Origin of the sequence: Burkholderia seminalis DSM 23518, assembly GCF_902832885.1 — a bacterium.
Lineage (GTDB): Bacteria > Pseudomonadota > Gammaproteobacteria > Burkholderiales > Burkholderiaceae > Burkholderia > Burkholderia seminalis.
On sequence record NZ_CADFDK010000001.1, the window covers coordinates 976,192 to 1,000,328 of the forward strand.

General features: G+C 68.4%; 23 protein-coding genes. 8 read left to right on the plus strand and 15 right to left on the minus strand.

Going from position 1 to position 24,137, the window contains the following annotated elements; translation table 11 throughout:
- Nucleotides 1-29 precede the first annotated feature (29 nt).
- On the minus strand, nucleotides 30-2,654 hold the full coding sequence (gene alaS, locus HWX00_RS04595; RefSeq protein WP_034191197.1) for an alanine--tRNA ligase: 2,625 nt from the start codon (nucleotides 2,652-2,654) through the stop codon (nucleotides 30-32).
- A 254-nt stretch (nucleotides 2,655-2,908) separates the two neighbouring features.
- Between alaS and HWX00_RS04600 the strand changes: the two genes are divergently transcribed.
- Nucleotides 2,909-4,129 (plus strand): CaiB/BaiF CoA transferase family protein, encoded by a 1,221-nt coding sequence (locus HWX00_RS04600; RefSeq protein WP_175027996.1) that lies wholly within the window; start codon nucleotides 2,909-2,911, stop codon nucleotides 4,127-4,129.
- Nucleotides 4,130-4,162: 33 nt separating this feature from the next.
- Here the strand turns inward: HWX00_RS04600 and HWX00_RS04605 are convergent, their stop codons facing one another.
- Both HWX00_RS04605 and HWX00_RS04610 read right to left on the minus strand, forming a co-directional pair.
- Nucleotides 4,163-4,711 (minus strand): RBBP9/YdeN family alpha/beta hydrolase, encoded by a 549-nt coding sequence (locus HWX00_RS04605; RefSeq protein ID WP_059556998.1) that lies wholly within the window; start codon nucleotides 4,709-4,711, stop codon nucleotides 4,163-4,165.
- Between the two features lie 157 nt (nucleotides 4,712-4,868).
- Complete coding sequence (locus tag HWX00_RS04610; RefSeq protein WP_006497729.1) at nucleotides 4,869-5,078, minus strand: ornithine acetyltransferase; 210 nt, start codon at nucleotides 5,076-5,078, stop codon at nucleotides 4,869-4,871.
- Between the two features lie 253 nt (nucleotides 5,079-5,331).
- Between HWX00_RS04610 and HWX00_RS04615 the strand changes: the two genes are divergently transcribed.
- On the plus strand, nucleotides 5,332-7,041 hold the full coding sequence (locus HWX00_RS04615) for a glutamine--tRNA ligase/YqeY domain fusion protein (RefSeq protein WP_034191200.1): 1,710 nt from the start codon (nucleotides 5,332-5,334) through the stop codon (nucleotides 7,039-7,041).
- A gap of 127 nt (nucleotides 7,042-7,168) precedes the next feature.
- On the opposite strand, the gene HWX00_RS04620 is transcribed toward HWX00_RS04615, so the two are convergent.
- From HWX00_RS04620 to HWX00_RS04630, 3 genes are all read right to left on the minus strand, one after another.
- On the minus strand, nucleotides 7,169-7,639 hold the full coding sequence (locus tag HWX00_RS04620) for an NUDIX hydrolase (RefSeq protein WP_049035811.1): 471 nt from the start codon (nucleotides 7,637-7,639) through the stop codon (nucleotides 7,169-7,171).
- Between the two features lie 11 nt (nucleotides 7,640-7,650).
- Nucleotides 7,651-8,037: a hypothetical protein gene (locus HWX00_RS04625; protein WP_034191202.1), complete on the minus strand. Its 387-nt coding sequence runs from the start codon at nucleotides 8,035-8,037 to the stop codon at nucleotides 7,651-7,653.
- A gap of 109 nt (nucleotides 8,038-8,146) precedes the next feature.
- A complete protein-coding gene (locus tag HWX00_RS04630; RefSeq protein WP_175027995.1) occupies nucleotides 8,147-9,496 on the minus strand; it encodes a cytochrome-c peroxidase in 1,350 nt (449 codons plus the stop codon).
- 223 nt (nucleotides 9,497-9,719) lie between these two features.
- Here HWX00_RS04630 and HWX00_RS04635 point away from each other — a divergent pair, with 223 nt between their 5' ends.
- Nucleotides 9,720-11,306 carry an acid phosphatase gene (locus HWX00_RS04635; protein ID WP_059557001.1) on the plus strand — a complete coding sequence of 529 codons (1,587 nt, stop codon included), beginning with the start codon at nucleotides 9,720-9,722 and terminating at the stop codon, nucleotides 11,304-11,306.
- A 96-nt stretch (nucleotides 11,307-11,402) separates the two neighbouring features.
- Here the strand turns inward: HWX00_RS04635 and HWX00_RS04640 are convergent, their stop codons facing one another.
- Genes HWX00_RS04640 through HWX00_RS04665 form a run of 6 tightly spaced genes read right to left on the minus strand, consistent with a single transcriptional unit; the run spans nucleotide 11,403 to nucleotide 17,055 of the window.
- Nucleotides 11,403-12,881 carry an alginate export family protein gene (locus tag HWX00_RS04640; protein WP_175027994.1) on the minus strand — a complete coding sequence of 493 codons (1,479 nt, stop codon included), beginning with the start codon at nucleotides 12,879-12,881 and terminating at the stop codon, nucleotides 11,403-11,405.
- A complete protein-coding gene (locus tag HWX00_RS04645; protein ID WP_049035816.1) occupies nucleotides 12,878-13,573 on the minus strand; it encodes a YoaK family protein in 696 nt (231 codons plus the stop codon). Before HWX00_RS04645 ends, HWX00_RS04640 begins: the two co-directional genes overlap by 4 nt.
- Nucleotides 13,570-14,487 (minus strand): glyoxalase, encoded by a 918-nt coding sequence (locus tag HWX00_RS04650; protein WP_175868091.1) that lies wholly within the window; start codon nucleotides 14,485-14,487, stop codon nucleotides 13,570-13,572. Before HWX00_RS04650 ends, HWX00_RS04645 begins: the two co-directional genes overlap by 4 nt.
- 26 nt (nucleotides 14,488-14,513) lie before the next feature.
- Nucleotides 14,514-14,975, minus strand: a complete 462-nt coding sequence (locus tag HWX00_RS04655; RefSeq protein ID WP_034186746.1) for a DoxX family protein — start codon at nucleotides 14,973-14,975, stop codon at nucleotides 14,514-14,516.
- Nucleotide 14,976: 1 nt separating this feature from the next.
- Nucleotides 14,977-16,869 carry an amidohydrolase gene (locus HWX00_RS04660; protein WP_175027993.1) on the minus strand — a complete coding sequence of 631 codons (1,893 nt, stop codon included), beginning with the start codon at nucleotides 16,867-16,869 and terminating at the stop codon, nucleotides 14,977-14,979.
- 18 nt (nucleotides 16,870-16,887) lie between these two features.
- Entirely contained in the window at nucleotides 16,888-17,055 is a 168-nt protein-coding gene (locus tag HWX00_RS04665; protein WP_059557006.1) for a DUF1427 family protein, read from the minus strand.
- A 99-nt stretch (nucleotides 17,056-17,154) separates the two neighbouring features.
- Here HWX00_RS04665 and HWX00_RS04670 point away from each other — a divergent pair, with 99 nt between their 5' ends.
- Complete coding sequence (locus HWX00_RS04670; protein WP_034186743.1) at nucleotides 17,155-18,078, plus strand: LysR family transcriptional regulator; 924 nt, start codon at nucleotides 17,155-17,157, stop codon at nucleotides 18,076-18,078.
- 63 nt (nucleotides 18,079-18,141) lie between these two features.
- Here HWX00_RS04670 and HWX00_RS04675 read toward each other — a convergent pair whose 3' ends face one another.
- The gene (locus HWX00_RS04675) at nucleotides 18,142-18,828 is read right to left on the minus strand and encodes a hydrolase (protein WP_034186742.1); all 687 of its coding nucleotides are present in this window, start codon (nucleotides 18,826-18,828) and stop codon (nucleotides 18,142-18,144) included.
- Nucleotides 18,829-19,102: 274 nt separating this feature from the next.
- Between HWX00_RS04675 and HWX00_RS04680 the strand changes: the two genes are divergently transcribed.
- From HWX00_RS04680 to HWX00_RS04695, 4 genes are read left to right on the plus strand one after another with little or no spacing between them, the layout of a single operon-like run.
- Nucleotides 19,103-19,363, plus strand: a complete 261-nt coding sequence (locus HWX00_RS04680; RefSeq protein WP_034186741.1) for a XapX domain-containing protein — start codon at nucleotides 19,103-19,105, stop codon at nucleotides 19,361-19,363.
- 25 nt (nucleotides 19,364-19,388) lie between these two features.
- Nucleotides 19,389-20,969 (plus strand): cation:proton antiporter, encoded by a 1,581-nt coding sequence (locus HWX00_RS04685; protein ID WP_175027992.1) that lies wholly within the window; start codon nucleotides 19,389-19,391, stop codon nucleotides 20,967-20,969.
- Between the two features lie 52 nt (nucleotides 20,970-21,021).
- Nucleotides 21,022-21,414 (plus strand): OsmC family protein, encoded by a 393-nt coding sequence (locus HWX00_RS04690; RefSeq protein WP_034186739.1) that lies wholly within the window; start codon nucleotides 21,022-21,024, stop codon nucleotides 21,412-21,414.
- A gap of 35 nt (nucleotides 21,415-21,449) precedes the next feature.
- A complete protein-coding gene (locus HWX00_RS04695; RefSeq protein WP_175027991.1) occupies nucleotides 21,450-22,334 on the plus strand; it encodes a pirin family protein in 885 nt (294 codons plus the stop codon).
- A 63-nt stretch (nucleotides 22,335-22,397) separates the two neighbouring features.
- Here the strand turns inward: HWX00_RS04695 and HWX00_RS04700 are convergent, their stop codons facing one another.
- Both HWX00_RS04700 and bcsG read right to left on the minus strand, forming a co-directional pair.
- Nucleotides 22,398-22,595, minus strand: a complete 198-nt coding sequence (locus tag HWX00_RS04700; RefSeq protein ID WP_034186737.1) for a hypothetical protein — start codon at nucleotides 22,593-22,595, stop codon at nucleotides 22,398-22,400.
- Entirely contained in the window at nucleotides 22,577-24,133 is a 1,557-nt protein-coding gene (gene bcsG, locus HWX00_RS04705) for a cellulose biosynthesis protein BcsG (protein WP_175027990.1), read from the minus strand. Before bcsG ends, HWX00_RS04700 begins: the two co-directional genes overlap by 19 nt.
- Between the last annotated feature and the right edge of the window lie 4 nt (nucleotides 24,134-24,137).

Here is a 24,137-nt window from a genome sequence, read left to right on the forward strand (position 1 = left end):
GCAACGGCATCGCACCGGTCGCATGACGATCAGAGCCGCTCTTCGACCCAGCCCTTCACGCCGGCCAGCGCGCCCGGCAGGTTCGCCGGCTCGGTGCCGCCCGCCTGCGCCATGTCCGGACGGCCGCCGCCCTTGCCGCCGACCTGCTGCGCGACGAAGTTCACGAGTTCGCCGGCCTTGACCTTCTTGCTCGCGTCCGGCGTGACGCCCGCGATCAGGCTGACCTTGCCGCCTTCGACGGCCGCCAGCACGATCGCCGCGCTCTTCAGCTTGTCCTTCAGCTTGTCGACCGTTTCGCGCAGCGTCTTCGCGTCGGCGCCGTCGAGCGTCGCGGCCAGCACGTACACGCCGCCGACTTCGACGGCCTGCTGTGCGAGCTCGTCGCCCTGGCTCGATGCGAGCTTCGACTTCAGCGCGCCCAGCTCCTTCTCGAGCGACTTCACCTGGTCCTGCACCTGCGCGATGCGCTGCGTGAGTTCCGACGGCTGCGCCTTCAGCGCGGCCGCCGCTTCGTTCACGCGCGCGTCGAGCTCCTGCACGTAGCGCACCGCGTTGTCGCCGGTGATTGCCTCGACGCGGCGGATGCCGGCCGCGACGCCGCCTTCGACGACGATCTTGAAGAGCCCGATGTCGCCGGTGCGGTGCACGTGCGTGCCGCCGCAGAGTTCGCGCGAGAAGCCGAGATCGAGCACGCGCACTTCATCGCCGTACTTCTCGCCGAACAGCGCCATCGCGCCGCCCTTCACCGCTTCGTCGTACGGCATCACGCGCACGATGCCCGGCGCGTTGGCCAGGATCTCGTTGTTGACGATCTGCTCGACGCGACGGATTTCGTCGTCGGTCATCGGCGCGTTGTGCGCGAAGTCGAAGCGGGTCTTTTCCGCGTCGACCAGCGAACCCTTCTGCTGCACGTGCGCGCCGAGCACTTCGCGCAGCGCCTTGTGCATCAGGTGGGTGGCCGAGTGGTTGCGCTGCGTGCGGGCACGGCGATGCGCGTCGATTTCCGCGCGCAGCACGTCGCCGACCTTCAGCGTGCCCTGCTCCAGCGTGCCGTGATGGCCGATCACGTCGGCCTGCACCTTCAGCGTGTCGGCCACCGCGAAGCGCGTCGCGGCGTTCGCGAGCACGCCCTGGTCGCCGACCTGGCCGCCCGATTCCGCGTAGAACGGCGTGTGGTCGAGCACGACGACCGCATCCTGGCCGGCCTTCACTTCGTTGACGGCCGAACCGTCGACGTACAGCGCGACGACCTTCGCGTCGTCGAACGCGATGTCCTCGTAGCCGTGGAACGTGGTTTTCGCGCCCGAGTATTCGAGGCCCTGCGCGGCCTTGAACTTGCCGGCCGCGCGCGCCTGTTCGCGCTGGCGCGCCATCGCGTCGTCGAATGCCGGCTCGTCGACCGTCATCCCGCGCTCGCGGCACACGTCGGCCGTGAGGTCGAGCGGGAAGCCGTAGGTGTCGTGCAGCTTGAACGCGAGTTCGCCGTCGAGCACCTTGCCGCCCTTCGCCTCGACGTCGGCCAGCGCCGCCTCGAGGATCGACATGCCGTGCTCGATGGTCTCGAAGAAGCGCTCTTCTTCCTGGCGCAGCACGTCGGTCACGCGCTGCTCGGCTTCCTTCAGCTCCGGATACGCGACGCCCATCTCGGCGACGAGGTCGGCCACCAGCTTGTGGAAGAACGAGCCCTTGCGGCCGAGCTTGTAGCCGTGGCGGATCGCGCGGCGCACGATCCGGCGCAGCACGTAGCCGCGGCCTTCGTTGCCGGGGATCACGCCGTCGACGATCAGGAACGAGCATGCGCGGATGTGATCGGCGATCACCTTCAGCGAGTTGTTCGTGAGGTCGCTGATCTCGGTCACGCGCGCGGCGGCCTTGATCAGGTTCTGGAACAGGTCGATCTCGTAGTTGCTGTGCACGTGCTGCAGCACGGCGGCGAGACGCTCGAGGCCCATGCCGGTGTCGACCGACTGCTTCGGCAGGCGCGTCATGTTGCCCTGCGCGTCGCGGTTGAACTGCATGAACACGAGGTTCCAGATCTCGATGTAGCGGTCGCCGTCTTCTTCGGGCGACCCCGGCGGGCCGCCCCACACGTCCGGGCCGTGGTCGTAGAAGATTTCGGTGCACGGGCCGCACGGGCCGGTGTCGCCCATCGTCCAGAAGTTGTCCGACGCGTAGCGCGCGCCCTTGTTGTCGCCGATGCGGATGATGCGCTCGGTCGGCACGCCGACTTCCTTCGCCCAGATGTCGTACGCCTCGTCGTCTTCCTGGTAGACGGTGACCCACAGCTTGTCCTTCGGCAGCTGGTAGACCGTGGTCAGCAGCTCCCACGCGAACTTGATCGCGTCGTGCTTGAAGTAGTCGCCGAACGAGAAGTTGCCGAGCATCTCGAAGAACGTGTGGTGGCGCGCCGTGTAGCCGACGTTCTCGAGGTCGTTGTGCTTGCCGCCCGCGCGCACGCTGCGCTGCGCCGTCGTGGCGCGCGAGTACGGGCGCGGATCCGTGCCGAGGAAGACGTCCTTGAACTGGACCATGCCCGAGTTCGTGAACATCAGCGTGGGGTCGTTACCGGGCACGAGGCTCGACGAGCGGACGATCGTATGGCCCTTCGATTCGAAGAATTTGAGGAATTTCTCGCGGATTTCGGCAGCTTTCATGGCGTGCGGGGACAGTCTGGCAAAGACGGCTTCAAAACGCCGGCGCCCTTGACGGGCGCGCGACGGCATGGATTCGGAAACGATCGATTATACGGGATCGGGGCCGGCTTCCGGGCAAAGCGCCGGCAAAGCGGCTCGGCCATCCGGACGGCCCGGCTGGGCCACCCGCGCGGCCGATTCGCCTTAAGATGCTCGGCATGCCAATCGGCCTTGCCCGACAAGGCAGGCCAGCCATGAAAGGAGACGATTCGACGATGGGTGCCCTGAGCCATATCCGCGTGCTGGACCTCACCCGCGTGCTCGCGGGCCCGTGGTGCGCGCAGACCCTTGCCGATTTCGGCGCGGACGTGATCAAGGTCGAGCGCCCGGGCGCCGGCGACGACACGCGCCACTGGGGGCCGCCGTACCTGAAGGACGCGGACGGCGCGGATACCGCCGAGGCCGCGTACTACCTCGCGGCGAACCGCAACAAGCGCTCGGTGACGATCGACATCGCGACGCCCGAAGGCCAGCAGATCGTGCGCGAGCTCGCCGCGCAAAGCGACGTCGTGCTCGAGAACTACAAGGTCGGCCAGTTGAAGAAATACGGGCTCGATTACGCGTCGCTGCGCGCGGTGAAGCCCGATCTCGTCTACTGCTCGGTCACCGGCTTCGGCCAGACGGGCCCGTACGCGCACCGCGCGGGCTACGACTTCATCGTGCAGGGGATCGGCGGCTTCATGAGCATCACCGGCGAGCGCGACGGCGAGCCGGGCGGCGGCCCGCAAAAGGCCGGCGTCGCGATCGCCGATCTCGCGACGGGCCTTTATTCGACGATCGCGGTGCTCGCCGCGCTCGCGCACCGCGACCGCACCGGCGAAGGCCAGTACATCGACATGGCGCTGCTCGACGTGCAGGTCGCGCTGCTCGCGAACATGAACACCAACTTCCTCGCGAGCGGCAAGCCGCCGGTGCGCTGGGGCAACGCGCATCCGAACATCGTGCCGTACCAGACGTTCCAGACACGCGACGGCTGGATCATCGTCGCGGTCGGCAACGACGGGCAGTTCCGCAAATTCGTCGAGGCCGGCGGCCGGTCCGAGCTGGCCGACGACGAGCGCTTCGCGACGAACCCGTCGCGCGTGCGCCACCGCGACACGCTGGTGCCGATCCTCGCGGAGATGGTGAAGGCGCGCGGCAAGGCCGACTGGATCGCCGTGCTCGAAGCGGCCGGCGTGCCGTGCGGCCCGATCAACGATCTCGACGAGGTGTTCGACAACGAGCAGGTGGCCGCGCGCGGGATGCAGGTATCGCTGCCGCACCCGTGCGGCGCGGACGTGAAGCTCGTGCGCAACCCGATCCGGATGAGCGCGACGCCGCCCGACGCGCGCACGGCCCCGCCGCTGCTCGGCGCGCAGACCGACGACGTGCTGCGCGAGATGCTCGGCTACGACGACGCGCGGATCGCCGCGTTGAAGGCGAAGCAGGCGATCTGACGCGCCGGGCTCGCGCGGCGGCGGCTCGCCCGCCTACCGCGCGAGCGCGTCGAGCCAGCCGCGGGCGGCCGGCCAGTCGCCGAGCCCGCTGTCCGCGTTGAGGTGGCCGCGCGGGCCGATGTCACGGAATTCGCTGCCCCACGCGTGCGCGCAGCCGCGCGCGAACGCGAGCGACCCGTACGGATCGTCGCTGCTCGCGACGACGCAGGTCGGAAACGGCAGCCGCTCGCGCGGCACCGGGCCGAAGCCGTGCGCGTCGGCCGGAAACGCCGGTCCGGCAGGATCGGGCAACGCGACCAGCAGCGCGCCGCGCACTTTCGCGAGCGCGGCCGGACGCGCATAGCGCGTCGCCCACCACGCGGCGGTCAGCGTGCCGAGGCTGTGGGCGGCGATCACCACGGGCCCGCGCGCGGCTTGGACCGCGCGGTCGAGCGCGAGACACCAGCCGTTGCGGAACGCGCGGTCCCAGTCGGGCATCGCGACACGCGAAAAGCGCGCATCGGCACGCTCCCAGCGGCTCTGCCAGTGAAGCGGGCCGGAATTGCCGTAGCCCGGCAAGACGAAAACGAAGGGGTCGCTCATGGCGGGGTTCGTCGACGAATGGAATCGTGTGGTGGCGTCGACGAAGTGTCGCACACCCTCCTCTCCCTGATGCTGCCTGTCAAAAAACCGGAGGATGTGCGTGAGGAGCGAGCGGGCCGCGACGTCGATTCAGGTCGACGTCACGGCCGTCCTGCGTTCAGCGGACGCCGGCGCCGACCAGGCCGCCTGCCGCCGCACCGGCGACCGTGCCGACCGGGCCGCCCGTGATCAGGTAGCCGAGTGCGCCGCCCGCGGCCGCGCCGATCCCGGCATTACGCTGCGTATGCGTCATCGCGCATGCGCCGAGTTGCGACAGGGCCGCGACGATCACCGCGGTACGAACGAGAAAAGTGGTCTTCTTCATCATGGTTATTGGCTTCCTCCCGCCAGGCAAAAAATACGAATGGCGGCGTTGAATCGGTAAAGCCATCATAGGAAAACCCGAACGGCGCGGGCAATCCGATTTACGTCGTGTTACAGCCGACACACACTCGATATATTGCGGCGCGCATCGCGCACGCAGGGTGCCGGACCCGCGACCCGCGCGGGACGGACCCCGGTCAGGTAGAATTACAGGATTAAACCGGCGCGACGCGCCGACACAACCTGACGCCAACCGCATGAGCACCGAACGCAACGACGCCCCCGCGGCTTCCAATTTCATCCGTAACATCATCGACGACGACAACCGCACCGGCAAATGGGGCGGACGCGTCGAGACGCGCTTCCCGCCCGAGCCGAACGGCTATCTGCACATCGGCCATGCGAAGAGCATCTGCCTGAACTTCAGCGTCGCGCGCGACTACGGCGGCGTGTGCCACCTGCGCTTCGACGACACGAACCCGGAAAAGGAAAGCGTCGAGTACGTCGATTCGATCGTCGACGCGGTGCGCTGGCTCGGTTTCGACTGGCGCAAGGACGCCGTCGATCATCAGTATTTCGCGAGCGACTACTACGACAAGCTGTACGAGTTCGCCGAGCTGCTGATCAAGCGCGGCAAGGCGTATGTCGACAGCCAGAGCGCCGACGAAATGCGCGCGAACCGCGGCTCGCTGACGGAAGGCGGCAAGCCGTCGCCGTTCCGCGACCGCACGCCGGAGGAAAACCTCGACCTGTTCCGCCGCATGAAGGCCGGCGAGTTCAAGGAAGGCGAGCACGTGCTGCGCGCGAAGATCGACATGGCTTCGCCGAACATGAACATGCGCGATCCGGTGATCTACCGGATCCGCTACGCGCACCACTACCGCACCGGCGACGCCTGGTGCGTGTATCCGATGTACGACTACACGCACTGCATCTCGGATGCGCTCGAAGGCATCACGCATTCGCTGTGCACGCTCGAATTCGAGGATCACCGCCCGCTGTACGACTGGGTGCTGAACGAACTCGCGGAAGCCGGCGTGTTCACGCGTCCGCTGCCGCAACAGATCGAATTCTCGCGCCTGAACCTCACGTACGCGATCACCAGCAAGCGCAAGCTGCTGCAGCTCGTCACCGAAGGCCACGTCGACGGCTGGGACGACCCGCGGATGCCGACGATCGTCGGCGTGCGCCGTCGCGGCTTCACGCCGGAGAGCATCCACCTGTTCTGCGAGCGGATCGGCGTGACGAAGATCGATTCGTGGATCGACATGAGCATCTTCGAGGGCGCGCTGCGCGACGACCTCGACGACAAGGCCGCGCGTACGGTCGCGGTGCTCGATCCGCTGAAGCTCGTGATCGACAACTATCCGGAAGACCTCGAGGAAGCGTGCACGGCGCCCGTGCATCCGCACCACCCGGACCGCGGCGTGCGCACGTTCCCGATCTCGCGCGAGCTGTGGATCGAGCGCGAGGATTTCGTCGAGAACCCGCCGAAGGGCTATTTCCGCCTGTTCCCGGGCAACAAGGTGCGCCTGCGCTACGGCTACGTGATCGAATGCACGGGCTTCGACAAGGACGCCGACGGCAACGTGACGGCCGTGCACTGCAACTACTTCCCGGACAGCAAGTCGGGCACCGAAGGCGCGAACACGTACAAGGTCAAGGGCAACATCCACTGGGTCAGCGCGAAGCATGCGCAGCCGGCCGAAGTGCGGATCTACGACCGCCTGTTCAAGGAGCCGCATCCGGACGCGGGCGGCGCGAACTTCCTCGAGGCGCTGAACCCCGATTCGAAGAAGATCGTGCAGGCTTATCTGGAGCCCGGTAACGGCGACATCGCGCCGGAAACGCGCCTGCAGTTCGAGCGTCACGGCTACTTCGTTGCCGACCGTGTCGATTCGAAACCGGGCAAGCCGGTGTTCAACCGGATCGTCGGGCTGCGCGACAGCTGGGGCAAGCCGGCCTGACGGCCTGCTCGGCGCGCGGCGGCGGCTTCGGGCGCCGCCCTCGCGTCACCCATAAAAAAACCGGCCCAAGCGCCGGTTTTTTGCGCGCATCGAAACGGCACGCCGCGGCGGGAGCCGCCGCACACGCTCATGCGCCCGCCAACCGCCGATGCAGGTCCGCCAGCGACAGCTTCGTGCGAAACAGCCGCGCGAGGCTGCGGCTCGCATATGCGTCGACGTCGCCCGGCGCGGTCCAGCGGTACGCATCCATCTCGGGAATCATCGAGCCGTCGCGACGGCTCGGGAACAGCGACGTGCACGTGCAGTGCGCGGGATCGATCTCGCCTGCGGCCACCCGCACCGCGAACAGGTGCAGATCCTTGTCGTGACGATAGGAAAACCGGCCGAGATCGAGCAGCCGCGCCGGCGCGAGCTCGATGCCGGTTTCCTCGAGCAGCTCGCGCAGCGCGGCGTCGGCCGGCGTCTCGCCGGGCTCGCCCTGCCCCTTCGGGATATCCCAGTGCGTGGTATCCGTCGCGTGCGCGAGGAACACGCGGCCGGCCGCATCGAGAATCACGACGCCGCACGACACCGTGCGCGGCGCGCCGCCCCGCTTCATCGCGCGTGTGCTCAGCGCTTCTGCAGCTGCCACTTGCCCGTGGCCGTCTTGCAGTAGACGGGCTTGAGCGTCATCGTCTGGCCCTTCGCGGTGATGTCGGTGGTGATTTCGCGGCAGGTCTTGCCGTCCGTCTCGGTCGTGGTCGGCGTGAGCTTCGCGTCGATCTGCGTGCCGCGGCCGCTGCTCTGCCACGTCGTGGTTTCGCCGTCCTTGCCTTCGTCGCGCGCCTGCACGACGGCCTTCGAGAGCGACGCGCGGTCGGCGTTGCTGAAATAGCTGATCGGCGTGTCGTTCAGGAAGCTCAGGTTGTTCTGCGCATGGGCGGGCAGCATCGCGGCTGCGCACGCGGCGCCGGCCAGCACACGCGTGACGACGGAAAGGGATGCGCGCATCGACATGTTTTTCTCCTTGGATGTTCGATCGAACGGCGCGCTGCAGGCCGGCGAACCGGCCCGCAGCGCGCCCGTCAGCGAGCGAGCATAGCATGCGTGCCGGCGGCAGCGCCTTCTAGTGCCCGGCCGGCGCGGCCGTTTGCTGATATCCGTCAGTCAGCGTGCCGAGGAACGCGATCACGTCCTTGACCTCGGCCGCGTTCAGCGCCGGCTGCTCGCCGCGCTTGCGGTCGAACGGCGGCTCGCGGTTGATGTTCGGCCAGTAGCGCTTCGGCAGGTCGTCGTAGATCTGCACCTTGCCGTGCACGACCGGGTAGAACTTCTCCGGATGGATGTCGCGCTCGACGTAGAAGCGCATCACGTCCTCGAGCGTGTGATACACGCCGTTGTGGAAGAACGTCTTGCGCAGCGCGACGTTGCGCAGCGACGGCGTGCGGAACAGCCCGCAGAATTCGTCGCGGCCCTTCAGGTCGGTGCGCTCGGGACCGCACGCGCCGAGATCGTAAAAGCGCGGGTCGCGGTTGACGGGCAGCGCGCGGTTGCGCGGCACCGCGATCGCGATCAGCCCGAAATCGCTGAACTGCGGCGGGCCGCCTTCGAGCGTGCGCTGGCTGATGTGGCAACTCGCGCAGTTGCCCTTCTTCTCGTCGTTGAACAGCTGCAGGCCATGCAGCTCGGCAGGCGTGAGCCGCGCGCGGCCGGCCAGATACGCGTCGTACTTGCTCGTGTACGGATCGAACAGCGCCGGCTGCTGCTGGAATGCGTCGAGCGCGCGCAGCACGGCATCGAACGTTGCCCGATCGTCGCCGAGGACCTGATCGCCGAACGCCTTGCGGAACGCGTCGGCATACGGCGCGGCGCGAACCGCCTTCGCCACCCGTGCGGGCGAGCTGCTCATCTCGAACGGCGACGTGAGCGGAATGCGCGCCTGCGCGTCGCGCGTGTCGACACGGCCGTCCCAGGTCAGGCCGCCGGTCGGACCCGCGTCGATGCTTTCATCGCCTTCGTCCGGCGAATCGTGGAAGTGCTCGCTGAACGGAGGAATGCCGCGCAGGTATTTCAGCGACGGCACCGCGCGAAAACCGCTACGGTGCATGTCGTCGCCGCCGAGCTGCACCGACAACGCGTTCGGCGGCCCGAACGCATGCTCGGCGCTATGGCACGACGCACAGGCGAGCTTGCCGGACCCGGACAGCGACGGATCGAAGAACAGTTGCTTGCCGAGTGCCGTCATCTGCTTCACGCCCTCGAACACCTGCGCGCGCGTCTGCGGCTGGCTGGCTGGCGCGACCGCCGGGCCGGCCGACGCGGCCTGAGCCGCCGGTACGACGGACGCGGCCGACGCGGTCGTGCCGGGCCGCGCATCGCAACCGGCGAGCGCCGCGAGTCCGCCCGCGAGTGCCAGCGCGGCCGCGGCGGAGATCAGCGATCGCGCGGACGCGAGGGATTTCAGAAGGGTGTGCATCGTCGTTGTTCTGGTAGCGGTGGGCGATCGGCCGGAGCTTATGTCAGTTCCATGACCGTTCAATGACGTTCCACCGACAGTCAATTGAAAGCGCGCCTACACCCGGCTGTCAAATCGGTTCCAGATAATGCGCGCTGCCGGGCGGTACCGCGAGGTTCGTGCGCCGGCCCTCCCGCCACCCGGTTCCCACACGCGACCAACGACGAATGAGAGAGAACATCGCATGAAGAAGCACGCCTGGATTCGCTACACGCCGATCGCCCTTGCGGCCGCGCTCAGCCTGACCGCCTGCGGCGGCGACGATGTCACGCAGCAAGGCCTGTCCGCCGTCAAGAACGTCGTCGTGATCTATGCGGAAAACCGCAGCTTCGACAACCTGTACGGCAACTTCCCGGGCGCGAACGGCCTGCAGAACGCGACGGCCGCGAACTCGGTGCAGAAGGATCGCGACGGCTCGACGATGGCGACGCTGCCGAAGATCTGGGGCGGCCTGACCGCGACCGGCATCACGCCGGCGGTCACCGAGGCGATGACGGCGAACCTGCCGAACGCGCCGTTCGCGATCGACGACCCGAAGGGCTTCAACCAGTCGATGAGCATCGCCACGCGCGACATCGTGCATCGCTTCTACCAGGACCAGATGCAGATCAACGGCGGCAAGAACGACATGTACGCCGCCTGGACCGACGCGGGCGGCCTGACGATGGGCCACTACACCGCGGATCCGTCGAAGCTGCCGCTGTGGAAGATCGCGCAGCAGTACGTGCTCGCCGACAACTTCTTCATGGGCGCGTTCGGCGGTTCGTTCCTGAACCACCAGTACCTGGTCTGCGCGTGCGCACCGTACTACCCGAACGCCGACAAGAGCCCCGCGGCCGGCAAGATCGCCGTGCTGAACGCGGACGGCAAGTCACTGAAGGTCGCGACGAACTCGCCGGCCTCCGCGCTGAGCGGCCCGCCGAAGTTCGTCAACGACGGCGCGCTCACGCCCGACTTCTACGGCATCAACACGATGCAGCCGGCGTATCAGCCGAGCGGCAACAAGGCGGCCACGGGCGGCGACCCGCTGCTGGCCGACCCGGCGAATCCGTCGACGATGCCGCCGCAGACGGCGACCAATATCGGCGACCTGATGACCAACGCAGGCGTGTCGTGGGCCTGGTACAGCGGCGCATGGGGCCAGGCGCTGCAGGCGAGCCAGAACGGCACGTCGAACGTGATCTACGGTGCCGATCTGTCGACGCCGAACTTCCAGCCGCACCACCAGCCGTTCAACTACTTCGCGAACCAGGCGCCGGGCACCGCGAGCCGCGCGCAGCACCTGCTCGACGGCGGCGCGAACGGCGCCGAGTTCATCAAGGCGATCGACGCGGGCACGCTGCCGCAGGTCGCGTTCTACAAGCCGCAGGGCAACCTGAACGAACACCCGGGCTACACGGACGTGACCTCCGGCGACCAGCACATCGCCGACGTGATCGCGCACCTGCAGGCCAGCCCGCAGTGGAAGAACATGGTTGTCGTCGTCACGTACGACGAAAACGGCGGCTTCTGGGATCATGCCGCGCCGCCGAGCGCCGACCGCTGGGGCCCGGGTACGCGCATTCCGGCACTGATCGTGTCGCCGTACGCGAAGAAGGGCTTCGTGGACCACACGCAGTACGACACGGGTTCGATCCTGCGCTTCATCACGCGCCGCTTCTCGCTGCCGCGCCTCGCGGGCCTGCAGCAGCGCGACGACGCGCTGAAGGCGAACGGCGGGCAGCCGATGGGCGACCTGACGAACGCGCTCGCGCTGTCGCCGAACCTGTAACGGGCCCGCACCGACCGGGCCGGCGGCGAAGCCGGCCCGAACGCACGAAGGGCGGCCTGCCGGCCGCCCTTCTTTCATGCATCGCGTACCCGCGCGTTACCAGCCGTACTTCAGCTCGACGCCGACGTAGTCGGCGTTGTGCCCGCCCGCCTGCCGGATCGCATCGCCGACCTGGAAATGCACGGCCTCGATCGCGCCGATCAGGTTCGCGGCGATCGTCCAGTCCGCACGCAGCTGCACGTACATCCCCGTCCACAACCCGCCCTTGCCTGCCGTGCCCGGCACGACCGCGTTGCCCTGCTGGTAGACCGCATCGCCGGTCGTCTCGCGCCACTGGAAACCGAGCGCGCCGAGCAGCGACAGGTTCGCCGACGGCTTCAACGTCACGGACGGCTTCACGTGGATCAGGTTCGAGTAACCCGTGAATCCCGCCAGCGTGAAGTAATAGCCGTTCGGAAACAGCGGGTTGAAGGTGCCGACGCGGCCGTCGTGCGGATGCCGGTCGCCCGACGCCGCATCGACCTGCAGCGCGACGCGCGGCGACCACGGCGCGTCGAGCCGGTAGCCGGCGATCGAGCCGACCGCCCACGCGCGGATCGAACTGCTGCCGACCGTGCCCGTCTGCAGCATCGTCTCGAGATCCCAGTCGAAGCGGCCCTGCGTGCCCGTGTACCGCAGGTCCCACACGTCGCGCCGCTCGGCGCCGCTCGCATCGAGAAAGCGCGCGTTGCTGCGGTTGTAGCGCGACCAGTAGCCGGACAGGTCGCCGGGCCCGACCGACTGCCGCTCGAAGCGCACGCCGCTGAAGGTGAGATCGCGGTTCGACACGTCGTCGAACGCGGACACGGTGCGGTTCTGCACCGGCTGCGTCGCATACCCGATGAAACGCCACTTCCGGTACTCGTAGTCGGCCCACACCGCATCGAACGCCTGCCGCACGTTCGGGCCGTCGCGCGCGGCGATGAAGCGCTGCAGGTCGAACGCCATCTCCTGGCGGCCGACGCGGAACTTGACCGTGCCGCCGCCGAGCGCACCCGTGTAGGTCACGAAGGCCTGTTCGAGATCGAGCGGATTCTTGTCGACCGGCGAAATCGTGTTCTTGCCGAACGCGCGGTCGTCCTGCAACTGCACGAAGAATTGCCAGTGCTGGCCGAGATGCGCATCGGCGTGCACTTCGACGCGCTGGATCAGGTACGTGTCCGATTGCGCGGAGCCGATGCCGAACAGCGGTGCATCGTTGGTCTCCAGGCGCTCCCGCAGGTTCACGCCGAGCGACAGATAGGCAGCCGGATCGCTGCCGAGCGGAATGTACTTCAACCCGTCGAGCGGCGCGCGCGGCACGCACGGATTCGCGAGCACCGACCAGTCTTCCTGCCAGCGATTGAACAGTACGGTCGGCCGCTTGGCCGTACAGGTCGATGCGGCGCCGTCGGCGGCCGACGTCGTGGTCGCGGCGGTTGCCGTTTCCGCGCAGGCGGCATCGGCGCCCGCGAGCAGCAAGCCCGCGACGACCGACGCCCGTGCCGCACGATCGAAGCGGCGCGCGCGACGATGCCGTTCCCGCCGCCGGCTCATGCGTGCTCCGGCTTGACGGTGCCGGCCGCTTGCGACGCGCGCAGCGCGAGCACCGCCAGCGCGCAGACGGGCGCGAGCAACGCCGGAAACCCGACGTAGCGGAACCCGAGCGCACCGCATGCCGCGCCGAGCGCGAACGCGACGATCGCCGGCAGCATCTTCGCGAAGCGCGCGCGGGCGGCCGCGCGCACGCTGTCGGCCGTGCCGGCGGACAGGATATCGACGACGTCGAGGATCGCCTGCGTGACGTTGCCGGTCATCACCGTGTTCGGCACGCCGGCGCGCGGGATCACGCGCGGATGCGCGTTCTGCACGCCCATCGCGAACGTGCCGACGATGCCGGCCACGAGCGCCGGCAGGCTGTCGGGCTGCGTGACGGGGGTCGCCCACACGCCGGCCGCGCAGAAGCCGAGCAGCAGCACGGCCTGTACCGCATGCAGCGCACGCGTACCCTGCCAGGCCGGCCGCGCGGACATCGACCGCGCGATCAGGCTGCTCGCGATCACGCCGCACACGAACGCGGGAAACACGCTGAGCTTCAGCACGACACCCTGGCCGAAGCCCGCGATGCCCGCGCCGATCAGCACGAAGTTGCCCGTCACGTGCGCGGTGAACAGCCCGAACAGCGCGACGAAGCTCAGCGTGTCGACGAAGCCGGCCACCGCGGCAAGAATCGTATCCTCGTGCTTCATCGCGCCGCGCCCGCGTGGATCTCGGCGACGTAGCCGCCCGGGAACTGCACGAGCGCCGCATCGCGGCCGTCCGACGTGAACGCCGGCACGAGCACGGTCACGCCCGCGGCCTGCGCCTGCTTCAGCGTCGCGGCGAGATCGCGCACTTCATAGCCGGTCATCTCGCGGCCGAACGGGTAGGGCAAATGGCCGTCGGTGGCGAGCACCGTCATCTTGCCGAAGCCCGATTCGATGCGGATGCGCCGGTACGTGTCGTTCGGCCGGCCGATCTCGACGCCCGGCGCGCGGCGCACGTCGGACACCACCTTGCCGTGCGAGAACGCGACGAAGTCGCGCACGAGCGTGTCGGCGCTTTCCGGCGACACGTACACGCGGTTCTCGGGCACCGTCTCCAGCGCATCGTAGTGCGGCGCTTCCGTATGCCAGTACAGCTGCATGTTCACGCCGCCCGGCCAGCGGATGATCGCGTCGCGGCCGATCGGGTCGGGGAACGTGTCGACCACCACGTCCGCGCCGTGCGCGCGCGCCGACTTCATCGCGACGTCGAGATCGGTGACGAGATAACCGGTGCGCTCCGCGCAGAACGGATACGGGATCGGCGTCTTGAAGCCGAACACCGAGATCGTGCCGACCGGCGTGAGCACGAGCTGCGACATCGTCTGGCTCGGCGTGGGCGTGACCTGGAACACGCCCTGCTTCGACTTCTTGCCGCCGAAGGTCGCGACGAAGCTGTCGGTGAAGCGGTCGAAGTCCTCGGGCGCCACGCACACGTGCGTCGTGTCGTACTGCGGGCCGACGGCCACGGCCGGCGTCGCGCCAGCCTTCGTGACCGGCGTCTTCGCGAATGCGACCGGCGCGACGGCGAGACCGCCCGCGATCATTGCGGCGAGCAACACGGAACGAATGGATTTCATGAAGGGTTTTCCTGGTTGTGTCATCGTCATCGAGTCGTGCGGCCGTCACCGGCCGCGTGCTTCGTATCGGCGAGCAGTGTCGCGAGCACGAGTGCCGCGATCAGTCCGAGATGCTCGAAAAAGCTGTTGAGTGCCATGAAATGCTCGGCGCCCGTGCGGTTCCAGAAATCGTTCGCCACCGCCATCGCGACCAGCGTCAGCATACCGAGGCTGCCGGCACCGAGCCAAGTGAAGCGGTTGAACACCACGCACAGCGAGCCGGCGATCTCGACCGCGATCGCGAGCGCCGCCCACAGCGCGGCCGGGTGCAGGCCGAAATGCGCCTGCTCCGCGACCGCGCCGCCGAAGTCCAGCGCCTTCGCGACGCCGCCGATCAGGTACGCGGACACCAGCGCCAGACGCACGAGCGGCAGGACCCACGGCTGCGCCAGCAGCGCACGGACCCATGCCGGGTTGCCGACACGGCCCGGGTTGGTCGGGGTCGCCATGTCAGACCGCCCAGCACGAACAGCCGAACGCGCCCCAGAAGCCCTTTGCATCCGAGGTCGGCAACGCGCGGCCCCACGCGCCCGCATGCGCATGCCCATGCACGTTGCACGCGCTCGAACAGCCGCACGCGGCGGCCGCTGCCGCCGCACGCTGCAGCGGTGCACCGTCGCGCCGTGTCGCGCCCCAGCCGCCGTAACCGCCGTACTCGCGCACCGGCGACCAGTCGGGCATCGCGGGCGGAATCGGCGCATCGTGCGACGCGAACGGCCCCGCGCCCCACACGATCCTGCCGCCCACCACCGTCAGCAGCGCGGACGTGTCCACGATATCGTCCTCCGCGCAGGTGAAGAAATCGCGATCCGGGACCATCAGGTCGGCCAGTTGCCCGACCGCGATGCGCCCTTTTTTCCCCTCCTCGTTCGAGAACCACGTCACGTACTCGGTCCACATGCGCAGCGCGGTCTCGCGATCGAGCAGGTTGCGCCGAGGATACATCCGCAACCCGCCGACCGTCTTGCCCGTCACGAGCCACGCGAGCGACACCCACGGGTTGTACGACGCGACGCGCGTCGCGTCGGTGCCGGCCGACACCTTGAGCCCTTTCTCGAGCATCTTCGCGACCGGCGGCGTCGCCTCGGCCGCCTGCGCGCCGTAGCGTTCGACGAAGTATTCGCCCTGGTACGCCATCCGGTGCTGCACCGCGATGCCGCCGCCGAGCGCGGCGATGCGGTCCATCGATCGTTCGGAGACGGTTTCCGCATGATCGAAGAACCAATTGAGTCCGTCGAGCGGAATATCGCGGTTCACCTTCTCGAACACGTCGAGCGCACGACTGATCGTTTCGTCGTACGTCGCATGCATGCGCCACGGCCAGCGGTTCTGCGCGAGCACGCGCACGACGCCTTCGAGATCGTCTTCCATCTCTGCCGGCAAGTCCGGCCGCGCGACGCGGAAGTCCTCGAAATCGGCGGCGGAGAACACCAGCATCTCGCCCGCGCCGTTGTGGCGGAAATAGTCGGTGCCGTCGTGATACGTGACGCTCTTCGTCCAGTTCACGAAGTCTTCCTTCTCCGCGTTCGGCTTCTGCGTGAACAGGTTGTAGGCGATCCGCACCGTCATCTCGCCCGCGTCGTGCAGCTTGCGGATCACTTCGTAATCGTCGGGATAATTCTGCGAGCCGCCGCCCGCATCGATCACGCCCGTCACGCCGAGCCGGTTCAGCTCGCGAATGAAATGGCGCGTCGAGTTGTACTGGTAGTCGAACGGCAGCTTCGGCCCCTTCGCGAGCGTCGCGTAGAGGATCGTCGCGTTCGGGTTCGCCAGCAGCAGCCCGGTCGGGTTGCCCGCGTCGTCGCGCAGGATCGTGCCGCCCGGCGGCTCGGGCGTGTCCTTCGTATAGCCGACCACCCGCAATGCAGCCGCGTTCAGCAGCGCGCGGTCGTACAGGTGCAGGATGAACACCGGCGTATCGGGCGCCACCGCATTGAGTTCGTCGATCGTCGGCAGGCGCTTCTCCGCGAACTGATGCTCGGTGAAGCCGCCGACCACGCGCACCCACTGCGGCGCGGGCGTGATCGCGACCTGGCGCTTGAGCATCTCCATCGCGACGGCGAGCGAACGCACGCCGTCCCAGCGCAGCTCGAGGTTGTAGTTCAGGCCGCCGCGAATCACGTGCGTGTGGTTGTCGATCAGGCCCGGCAGCACGGTGCGGCCGTCGAGGTCGACGACCTTCGTCGCGCGACCCGCGAGCGGCACGACGTCCGCGTTGCCGCCGACCGCGACGAAGCGGCCGTCCTTGATCGCGACGGCCGTCGCGACCGGGTTCGCACGGTCGAGCGTCGTGATGCGCCCGTTGTGCAGGATGAGATCGGGTTGAGTATCGGTTGCGCTCATGAAGTGTCCTCGATGCGGTCAGAAGCCGAGCCAGTGACGAACCGGCGCGATCGCCTGTGCGCCGATCAGCATGCCGCCCAGGCCGACCAGCGCGATCAGCGGCGGTGCCGGCGAGCGCACCTTGATCACGCTGTATACGACGCCGATCAGCACGCCGGCGCCCAACGAAAGTAGATAAGATTCCATAACGATTTTTCTCCCGGCCGGATTAGAATCACCTGCATCGCGCGTTCCGCCTTCGCGGCACATCGCATCCGTTTCGCTTCCCTGCCATTCATTCCGACCATGCAACACCTTCCTGATCTCGAAGCCTGGGCCATCTTCGCGCGCGTCGCGGAGACCGGCTCGTTCGCGAAAGCCGCCGACCTGCTCGGCGTGTCGCAGCCGACCGTGTCGAAGGCGATCGCGCGCCTCGAAAAGCGCCTCGGCGCGATGCTGCTGTACCGCACGTCGCGCAAGCTGTCGCTCACGCCGACCGGCGAACTGCTGCGCGACCGCGCGATCCGCCTGCTTGCCGACGCCGAGCTGATCGAGAACGAAGCGTCCGCGCAGGCGCTCGAACCGCACGGCCTCGTTCGCGTGAATGCGCCGATGTCGTTCGGGCTGCGCCACCTGTCGCCGGTGCTGCCCGCATTTCTCGAGCGCTATCCGCGCGTCGACATCGACCTCGTGCTCACCGATCACATCGTCGACATCGTGTCCGGCGGCTTCGACGTCGCCATCCGCATCGCCGAGCTCAACGATTCGTCGCTGCGCTCGCGCCGCCTCTGCGCGGTGCGCCGGCCGCTCGTCGCGGCGCCGGCCTACCTCGACCGGCGCGGCCGCCCCGCGCACCCGCGCGACATCGACCAGCACGTGTGCCTCACCTACACGAACCTGCCGACACCCGAACACTGGCGCTTCCGTCACCCGGCCTCGGGCGAGGAAGTCGGCGTGTCCGTGCACGGACGCATCCGCACCAACAACGCGGACGTGATCCTTCCCGCGCTCGTCGCGGGTCACGGCCTGGCGCTGCAGCCCGAGTTCCTCGTGTGGGAGGCGATGCAGCGCGGCGAACTCGAGGAAGTGATGAGCGACTGGAAGATCGCCGACATCAACGTGAACCTCGTCACGCCGCCCGGCATGCTGCGCGCCGCGCGCGTGACGGTACTGCTCGACTTCCTCGCGGAACACTTCTCGCACGCGCCGTGGGCATTGCCGGCGGCCTGAATGCGTGGCGGCCGATGACAGGCGATCGCCGCATCCCCCGCGGCGATCGCATCCGGCAGCCCGTTACTTCGCCGGCACCGGCGCGAGCGACTCGTGCGGCGTCGCGGTGCGCTGTGCGGCCTTGTGGACCATCGTGTAGGCGTAGTCGACCCCCATCCCGTACGCGCCCGAGTGCTCCTTCACGAGCGCCATCACCGCGTCGTACGTCTCGCGGCGCGCCCAGTCGCGCTGCCACTCGAGCACGACCTGCTGCCACGTGACGGGCACGACACCGGCCTGCACCATCCGCTGCATCGCGAAGTCGTGCGCGGCCTGCGACGTGCCGCCCGACGCGTCGGCCACCATGTAGATCTCGTAGTCGCCTTCGAGCATCGCGCACAGCGCGAACGTCGTATTGCAGACCTCGGTCCACAGGCCCGAGACGATCACCTTCTTGCGGCCGTTCGCGGCCAGCGCATCGCGAACCTTCTGGTCGTCCCACGAGTTCATCGACGTGCGTTCGAGCGTCTTCTGGTTCGGGAACACGTCGAGCAGTTCGGGATAGCTGTAGCCCGAGAAGCTGTCGCTTTCGACCGTCGTGATCGTGGTCGGAATGTCAAAGACCTTCGCGGCCTTCGCGAGCCCGACGACGTTGTTCTTCAGCGTCTGGCGATCGATCGACTGCACGCCGAACGCCATCTGCGGCTGCTGGTCGATGAAGATCAGCTGGCTGTTCTGCGGTGTCAGTACTTCGAGTTTCGGATTGCTCATGGCGCAAGGTGTCCTGTGAACGAAAAAAGGGAGGCCTGCCTCGGCCGTGAAAACGGGAGGAGCCGGAGATGCGTCGGTGCCGGATCGTCATCCGGCCCGAACATTTAATCCGCAAACGCGCGGCGCGAACACCCAAGAAATGGAATCGGTCCGATTCCGCAATCGATGCCCGATCCGGGCGACCCGCCCTTTTTTTCTTCATGTAAACCCGATACGCTTTCAAGACCTTGACGACGCGCGACGCGCCTTCGTCGGCCATCACGGGATGCCCACCATGAAACCGTATTTCCTGTCACTGCTCGCCGGCATCCTCGCCGGCGTCATCTACGGCGCACTCGGCGTGAACTCGCCGGCGCCGCCGATCATCGCGCTCACCGGCCTGCTCGGCATGCTGGCCGGCGAACAGATCCTGCCGGTCGCGCGCCGGATGCTGTCCGGCCATCGGCTGAACACCGCATGGCGCGACGCACAGTGCAGCCAGCACATGTTCGGCGCGCTGCCGGGCGGCACGACGAACGACCGCAAGCCGTCGTGACGACTCCCTTCCCTGCCGGCCGCGCATGACCAACGTCGAACTGTTCCATTACCTGCTGTTGTTGATCTGCGGTGCGGGCGCGCTCACGTGGCTCGCCGAGCGCATCTCGATTCCACCGGCCGTCGTGCTGCTGCTCGGCGGCTGCGCGATCGCGATCGCCGGCAAGCGCGTGCCCGACATGGACCCGGCGCTGCTGCTCGCGGCCGTGCTGCCGCCGCTGTTGATGTCGAGCGGGTTCTACACCGCGTGGAAGGAGTTCCGGGAGCAACTCGCATCGATCGCGTCGCTCGCGCTCGGCGCGGTGGCGTTCACGACCGTCGCGGTCGCACTCGCCGTGCATGCCGCGAACCCCGATCTGCCCTGGGCCGCGTGCTTCACGCTCGGCGCGATCGTGTCGCCGCCGGACGCGGTCGCCGCGAAGGCGATCCTGCAGCGCCACCCGCTGCCCGCGCGGCTCGTCGCGGTGCTCGAGGGCGAAAGCCTCGTCAACGACGCGTCGGGCCTGCTGCTGTACCAGATGGCCGTCTCGGCCGCGCTCGCCGTGTCGATCACGGCCGCGAGCGCCACCGGCCTGTTCTTCTCGCTCACGCTGATCGGCATCGCGGTCGGCCTCGCCTGCGGCCATGCGATGTGCTGGGTGCTGCCGCGCCTGCGCGACCCGATGCTCGGCATCGTCGTGACCTTCGCGATGGCATGGGGCAGCTATGGCGTCGCGGAAGCCGTCGACGGCTCGGGCGTGCTGTCGGTCGTCACCTGCGGCCTGGTGCTCGGCGCGCGCCAGCACCGCGTGTTCGACGCCGACATGCGGATCAAGGCAAAGGCGACGTGGGAAGCGATCGTGTTCGTGCTCGACGCGCTCGTGTTCATCCTGATCGGTCTCGCGCTGCACGCGATCCTCGCGCGCGTGAACCACGAAGGCGCGGTGCTGATGGCCGGCCTGCGCGTCGCGCTGCCCGCCACCGCCGCCGCGATCGGCGCGCGCGTCGTGTGGGTATTCGCCGCGATGTGGCTGCCGGGCCGCCTGCGCGCGCCGCGCGCCGGGCATGCGCCGTGGTCGTGGCGCGAGGCCGTCGTGCTCGGCTGGTCGGGCATGCGCGGCGTCGTGAGTCTCGCGGCCGCGGTCGCGCTGCCGGCCAACTTCCCCGGCCGCGACCTGATCCTGTTCAGCACGTTCCTGCTGATCATCGCGACGCTCGTCGTGCAAGGCGGCACGCTTGCGCCGCTGATCCGCGTGCTGAAGCTGCGCCCGGCCGCGCGCCGCACGATGTCCGAGCATGCGGTGCGCGCGCATACCTTCGGCGCGGCGCTCGCCGAGCTCGACGCGCGCGAGCGGCGCGGGTCGGATCTCGAGCGTCCGTCGCTCGACCGCCTGCTCGCCGAATACCGCAACCGCGTCACGTTCAACGAACGCGCGCACCGGCAAGGCGCCGAGCCCGCCGGCGTGCGCACGCGCATGCTGCGCGTGGAGCTCGAACTCGTCGGCGTGTCGCGCGGCGCGCTGCTCGACCTGCACCGCGACGGCAAGGTCGACGACGCGGTGCTGCACCGCATAGAATCGGAGCTCGATTTCGAGGAGCTGCGGCTGCAGCGGTTGCTCGAACCGTAACGCCCGGCCGGCCACGCCGCCGGCCCGCCCCCTTTCCCCACCTGGAACTGCAATGAGCGAACTGTCCGTCGAAGCGAGCATCGGCTCGGTCGATTACCTCGTCCACTTCAGCGATGGCGTCCATCAGTGGCGTGCCGACGAACCGGCTGCGCTCGGCGGCGGCGACGCGGCGCCGACACCCGTCGCGCTGCTGTTGTCGAGCCTCGGCGCGTGCACCGCGATCACGCTGAAGATGTACGCGCAACGCAAGGGCTGGCCGCTCGCCGAAGTGCACGTGAAGCTCGCGCACGAATCGGGCGGCGCGGGCAGCACGATCGTGCGCCGCATCACGCTCGACGGCGACCTGACCGACGAGCAGCGCGACCGCCTGCTGCAGATCGCGAACGCGTGCCCGGTCCACAAGATCCTCACGCACCCGATCACGATCGACACGGCGATCGCCTGATCGCCTGTCGCACCGACCACGAGCATCCCCCCACCATGTCCGCCTCGATCAAGACCCTGCTCACGCCGCGCGAAAGCGACATCGGCAACCTCGTCGTGCGCCGCGTGCTGCCCGCGCGCGCCGCGCGCCTCGTCGGCCCGTTCATCTTCTTCGACGAAATGGGCCCGGCCGTGCTGCCGGCCGGCCACGGCATCGACGTACTGCCGCACCCGCACATCGGGCTGGCGACGGTCACTTACCTGTTCGACGGCTCGCTGATGCATCACGACAGCCTCGGCTTCCGGCAAAAGATCGTGCCGGGCGACGTGAACTGGATGACGGCCGGTCGCGGCATCGTGCATTCGGAACGCTCGCCCGACGAGGATCGGCCGCGCGAGCAGCCGGTCCACGGGATCCAGACCTGGGTCGCGCTGCCGGTCGAACATGAAGACACCGCGCCCGCGTTCGTGCACCACGCGGCCGACACGCTGCCGTCGTTCACGCGCGACGGCGCGAACGTGCGCGTGATCGCGGGCACCGCGTTCGGGCTGGCGTCGCCGGTCGCCGTATTCTCGCCGACGCTTTATGCGTACGCGGAATTCACGCCGGGCGGCCGGCTCGCGCTCGATGCGGAGCATGAGGAGCGCGGCGTCTATCTCGTCGACGGCGATCTCACCGTCGACGGCACGCCGCTCGCCGCGGCGACGATGGCCGTGCTCGAACCGGGCGCGACCGTCGCGCTCGCGAGCGCGAACGGCGCGCGCGTGATGCTGCTCGGCGGTGCGCACCTGCCGGGCGAGCGTTTCATCGAATGGAATTTCGTCTCGAGCGCGCGCGCGAAGATCGATGCGGCCCGCTCGGCATGGGCCGATCAAACCTTCGGCAAGGTGCCGGGCGAGGAACACGAATGGACGCGCCAGCCGGCGCGCAAGGCGCAATAGGCAGGATCGGCAGGACCGCCTGAGAGGAAGCGACGGCCGGCACCCACGCCGGCCGTCTTGCGTTTACGGCTTCAATCCCATCAGCTTCGCCAGCGTCGGCCAGCGATCGAGCGATTCGACGAACGCGCGTCGCGCCTGCTCGTCGACATACCGTTCGGGATCGAGCGCGGGCAGGTGCCGCGACAGACCGATCACGTCGTTGGGTTGCGACAGGCGATCGTCGTCGCCGTCGCCGGGAAGGATTAGTGTTCGTCGATCCATACGCCGTCCGGAGTTTTCACCGCGTAACCCGCGGCCGTCTGCATCGTCACCGTGCCCTCGTTTTCGCCGACCATGCGCGTGCGCGGCAGGTCCGCCGCGTATTGCGCGAGCGTCGTGCCAGGCTTGAACGGGCTGTTCGACACCAGGTTCGACAGCAACTGCGCGAGCGCGAGGAAGCTGGCCGGCTGGTCGATCACGGTCGTTGCCCCATGGTTGCCGGCGAAACCGACGAGCCGCACGCCGACCGGGCCGTGCACGATGCGTGGCGTCGGGATTTCGCGCAGGCCCGCGATCTGATTCTCGTCGCCGCGCAGTGCGGCGCCATGCTCGGGCACGAACACGATCACCGCGCGGCGGCCCGATTGCGCGATCAGGTCGGCGAGCCGGTCGAAGTCGGTCATCAGCTTCGTCGCGCGCTGCGGATACGAGTCGATGCTCGTCAGCGCGCTGCCGACGACACGGTTGCCGTCATGCAGGCTGATCGTGTTGTAGTACAGCGCGACGGGCCCCGGCACCGACGCGCGCTGCGCGTACCAGTTCGCGAGCGTCGAATAGTCCTCCTTGATCGGCGAGCCGTCGAACGCGTGCATCGCGACGGGCGCGGCCGCGTTCGAGATCATCGGCGCATCGGCCACGCCGATGTTGTCGTGAATCACCTGCAGGAAGTTGTCGAAATGGCCGTCGTGGTTCAGCAGCGACTGCACCGAGTAGCCGGCGCGCGCCAGTTGCGAGAACAGGTAGCACTGCTGCGGCGCGGGCTTGTACAGGTCCGCGTGCGCCTCCTGCCCGCAGCTCGCGCGCAGCACGCGGATCGCCGCCGGGCCGCTGTAGCTCGCGGCCGTGCTGAAGTTCGTGAACAGGTAGTCGAAGTGGCTCAGCATCGGATGGTTGCGCACCTTCGCCGCATCGAGATCGTCCCACGACAGCGAGCAGATGTGCAGCACGATCACGTCGAACTGCGTGGCCGGATCCTGGCCGAGATGGCCGAACGCCACCTGCCGCTGCGACTCCTGGGCGCGGAACGTCGCCAGCGCCGCGTTGTGATCCTCGGGCTGGTCGGCGCGCGTGGCGCCCGTCGCGTTCGCCTGCTGCGGGGCCGGCGCGACGACGCGCGCCATCAGCCCGCTGCCGGCCTGCCACAGCGGCATCGCGATCAGCACGGCCAGCACGAACGTCGCGACGCGCAGCCAGCGGTTCACGATGAAATAGACGATCAGCGCGCCGGCGACCGTCAGCACCAGCAACGGCGGCAGCAGGCGCGGCAGCAGTTCCATCCAGTAGTCGAAACGGAACGTGCTCACTTCGCGCGCGGCATCGACGAGGCGCGCGAGCGGCGGCGCGTGCATCTCGCGCGCGAGCAGCGGCACCGCGATCGCGATCGCCGCGATCTGCCGCACGATGCGCCACGCGCGCCGCCGGATCGGCGCGCTCGCCGCGAGCGCCACCGCGAACGCGAGGTTCGCGAGCCAGAACGGCTGCAGGTGCCCGGTCGCGAACAGCGCGAACTTCAGGATGAAATACAGATTCCAGAACGTCATCTAA

Coding starts and splice junctions, on each gene's coding strand:
- bcsG (WP_175027990.1), bottom strand. CDS start 24,133: ATGACGTTCTGGAATCTGTATTTCATCCTGAAGTTCGCGCTGTTCGCG.
- HWX00_RS04645 (WP_049035816.1), bottom strand. CDS start 13,573: ATGAAGCACGAGGATACGATTCTTGCCGCGGTGGCCGGCTTCGTCGAC.
- HWX00_RS04630 (WP_175027995.1), bottom strand. CDS start 9,496: ATGCACACCCTTCTGAAATCCCTCGCGTCCGCGCGATCGCTGATCTCC.
- HWX00_RS04635 (WP_059557001.1), top strand. CDS start 9,720: ATGAAGAAGCACGCCTGGATTCGCTACACGCCGATCGCCCTTGCGGCC.
- HWX00_RS04605 (WP_059556998.1), bottom strand. CDS start 4,711: ATGAGCGACCCCTTCGTTTTCGTCTTGCCGGGCTACGGCAATTCCGGC.
- HWX00_RS04650 (WP_175868091.1), bottom strand. CDS start 14,487: ATGAAATCCATTCGTTCCGTGTTGCTCGCCGCAATGATCGCGGGCGGT.
- HWX00_RS04670 (WP_034186743.1), top strand. CDS start 17,155: ATGCAACACCTTCCTGATCTCGAAGCCTGGGCCATCTTCGCGCGCGTC.
- HWX00_RS04610 (WP_006497729.1), bottom strand. CDS start 5,078: ATGATGAAGAAGACCACTTTTCTCGTTCGTACCGCGGTGATCGTCGCG.
- HWX00_RS04620 (WP_049035811.1), bottom strand. CDS start 7,639: ATGAAGCGGGGCGGCGCGCCGCGCACGGTGTCGTGCGGCGTCGTGATT.
- HWX00_RS04685 (WP_175027992.1), top strand. CDS start 19,389: ATGACCAACGTCGAACTGTTCCATTACCTGCTGTTGTTGATCTGCGGT.
- HWX00_RS04690 (WP_034186739.1), top strand. CDS start 21,022: ATGAGCGAACTGTCCGTCGAAGCGAGCATCGGCTCGGTCGATTACCTC.
- HWX00_RS04675 (WP_034186742.1), bottom strand. CDS start 18,828: ATGAGCAATCCGAAACTCGAAGTACTGACACCGCAGAACAGCCAGCTG.
- HWX00_RS04615 (WP_034191200.1), top strand. CDS start 5,332: ATGAGCACCGAACGCAACGACGCCCCCGCGGCTTCCAATTTCATCCGT.
- alaS (WP_034191197.1), bottom strand. CDS start 2,654: ATGAAAGCTGCCGAAATCCGCGAGAAATTCCTCAAATTCTTCGAATCG.
- HWX00_RS04665 (WP_059557006.1), bottom strand. CDS start 17,055: ATGGAATCTTATCTACTTTCGTTGGGCGCCGGCGTGCTGATCGGCGTC.
- HWX00_RS04700 (WP_034186737.1), bottom strand. CDS start 22,595: ATGGATCGACGAACACTAATCCTTCCCGGCGACGGCGACGACGATCGC.
- HWX00_RS04695 (WP_175027991.1), top strand. CDS start 21,450: ATGTCCGCCTCGATCAAGACCCTGCTCACGCCGCGCGAAAGCGACATC.
- HWX00_RS04625 (WP_034191202.1), bottom strand. CDS start 8,037: ATGTCGATGCGCGCATCCCTTTCCGTCGTCACGCGTGTGCTGGCCGGC.
- HWX00_RS04660 (WP_175027993.1), bottom strand. CDS start 16,869: ATGAGCGCAACCGATACTCAACCCGATCTCATCCTGCACAACGGGCGC.
- HWX00_RS04655 (WP_034186746.1), bottom strand. CDS start 14,975: ATGGCGACCCCGACCAACCCGGGCCGTGTCGGCAACCCGGCATGGGTC.
- HWX00_RS04600 (WP_175027996.1), top strand. CDS start 2,909: ATGGGTGCCCTGAGCCATATCCGCGTGCTGGACCTCACCCGCGTGCTC.
- HWX00_RS04640 (WP_175027994.1), bottom strand. CDS start 12,881: ATGAGCCGGCGGCGGGAACGGCATCGTCGCGCGCGCCGCTTCGATCGT.
- HWX00_RS04680 (WP_034186741.1), top strand. CDS start 19,103: ATGAAACCGTATTTCCTGTCACTGCTCGCCGGCATCCTCGCCGGCGTC.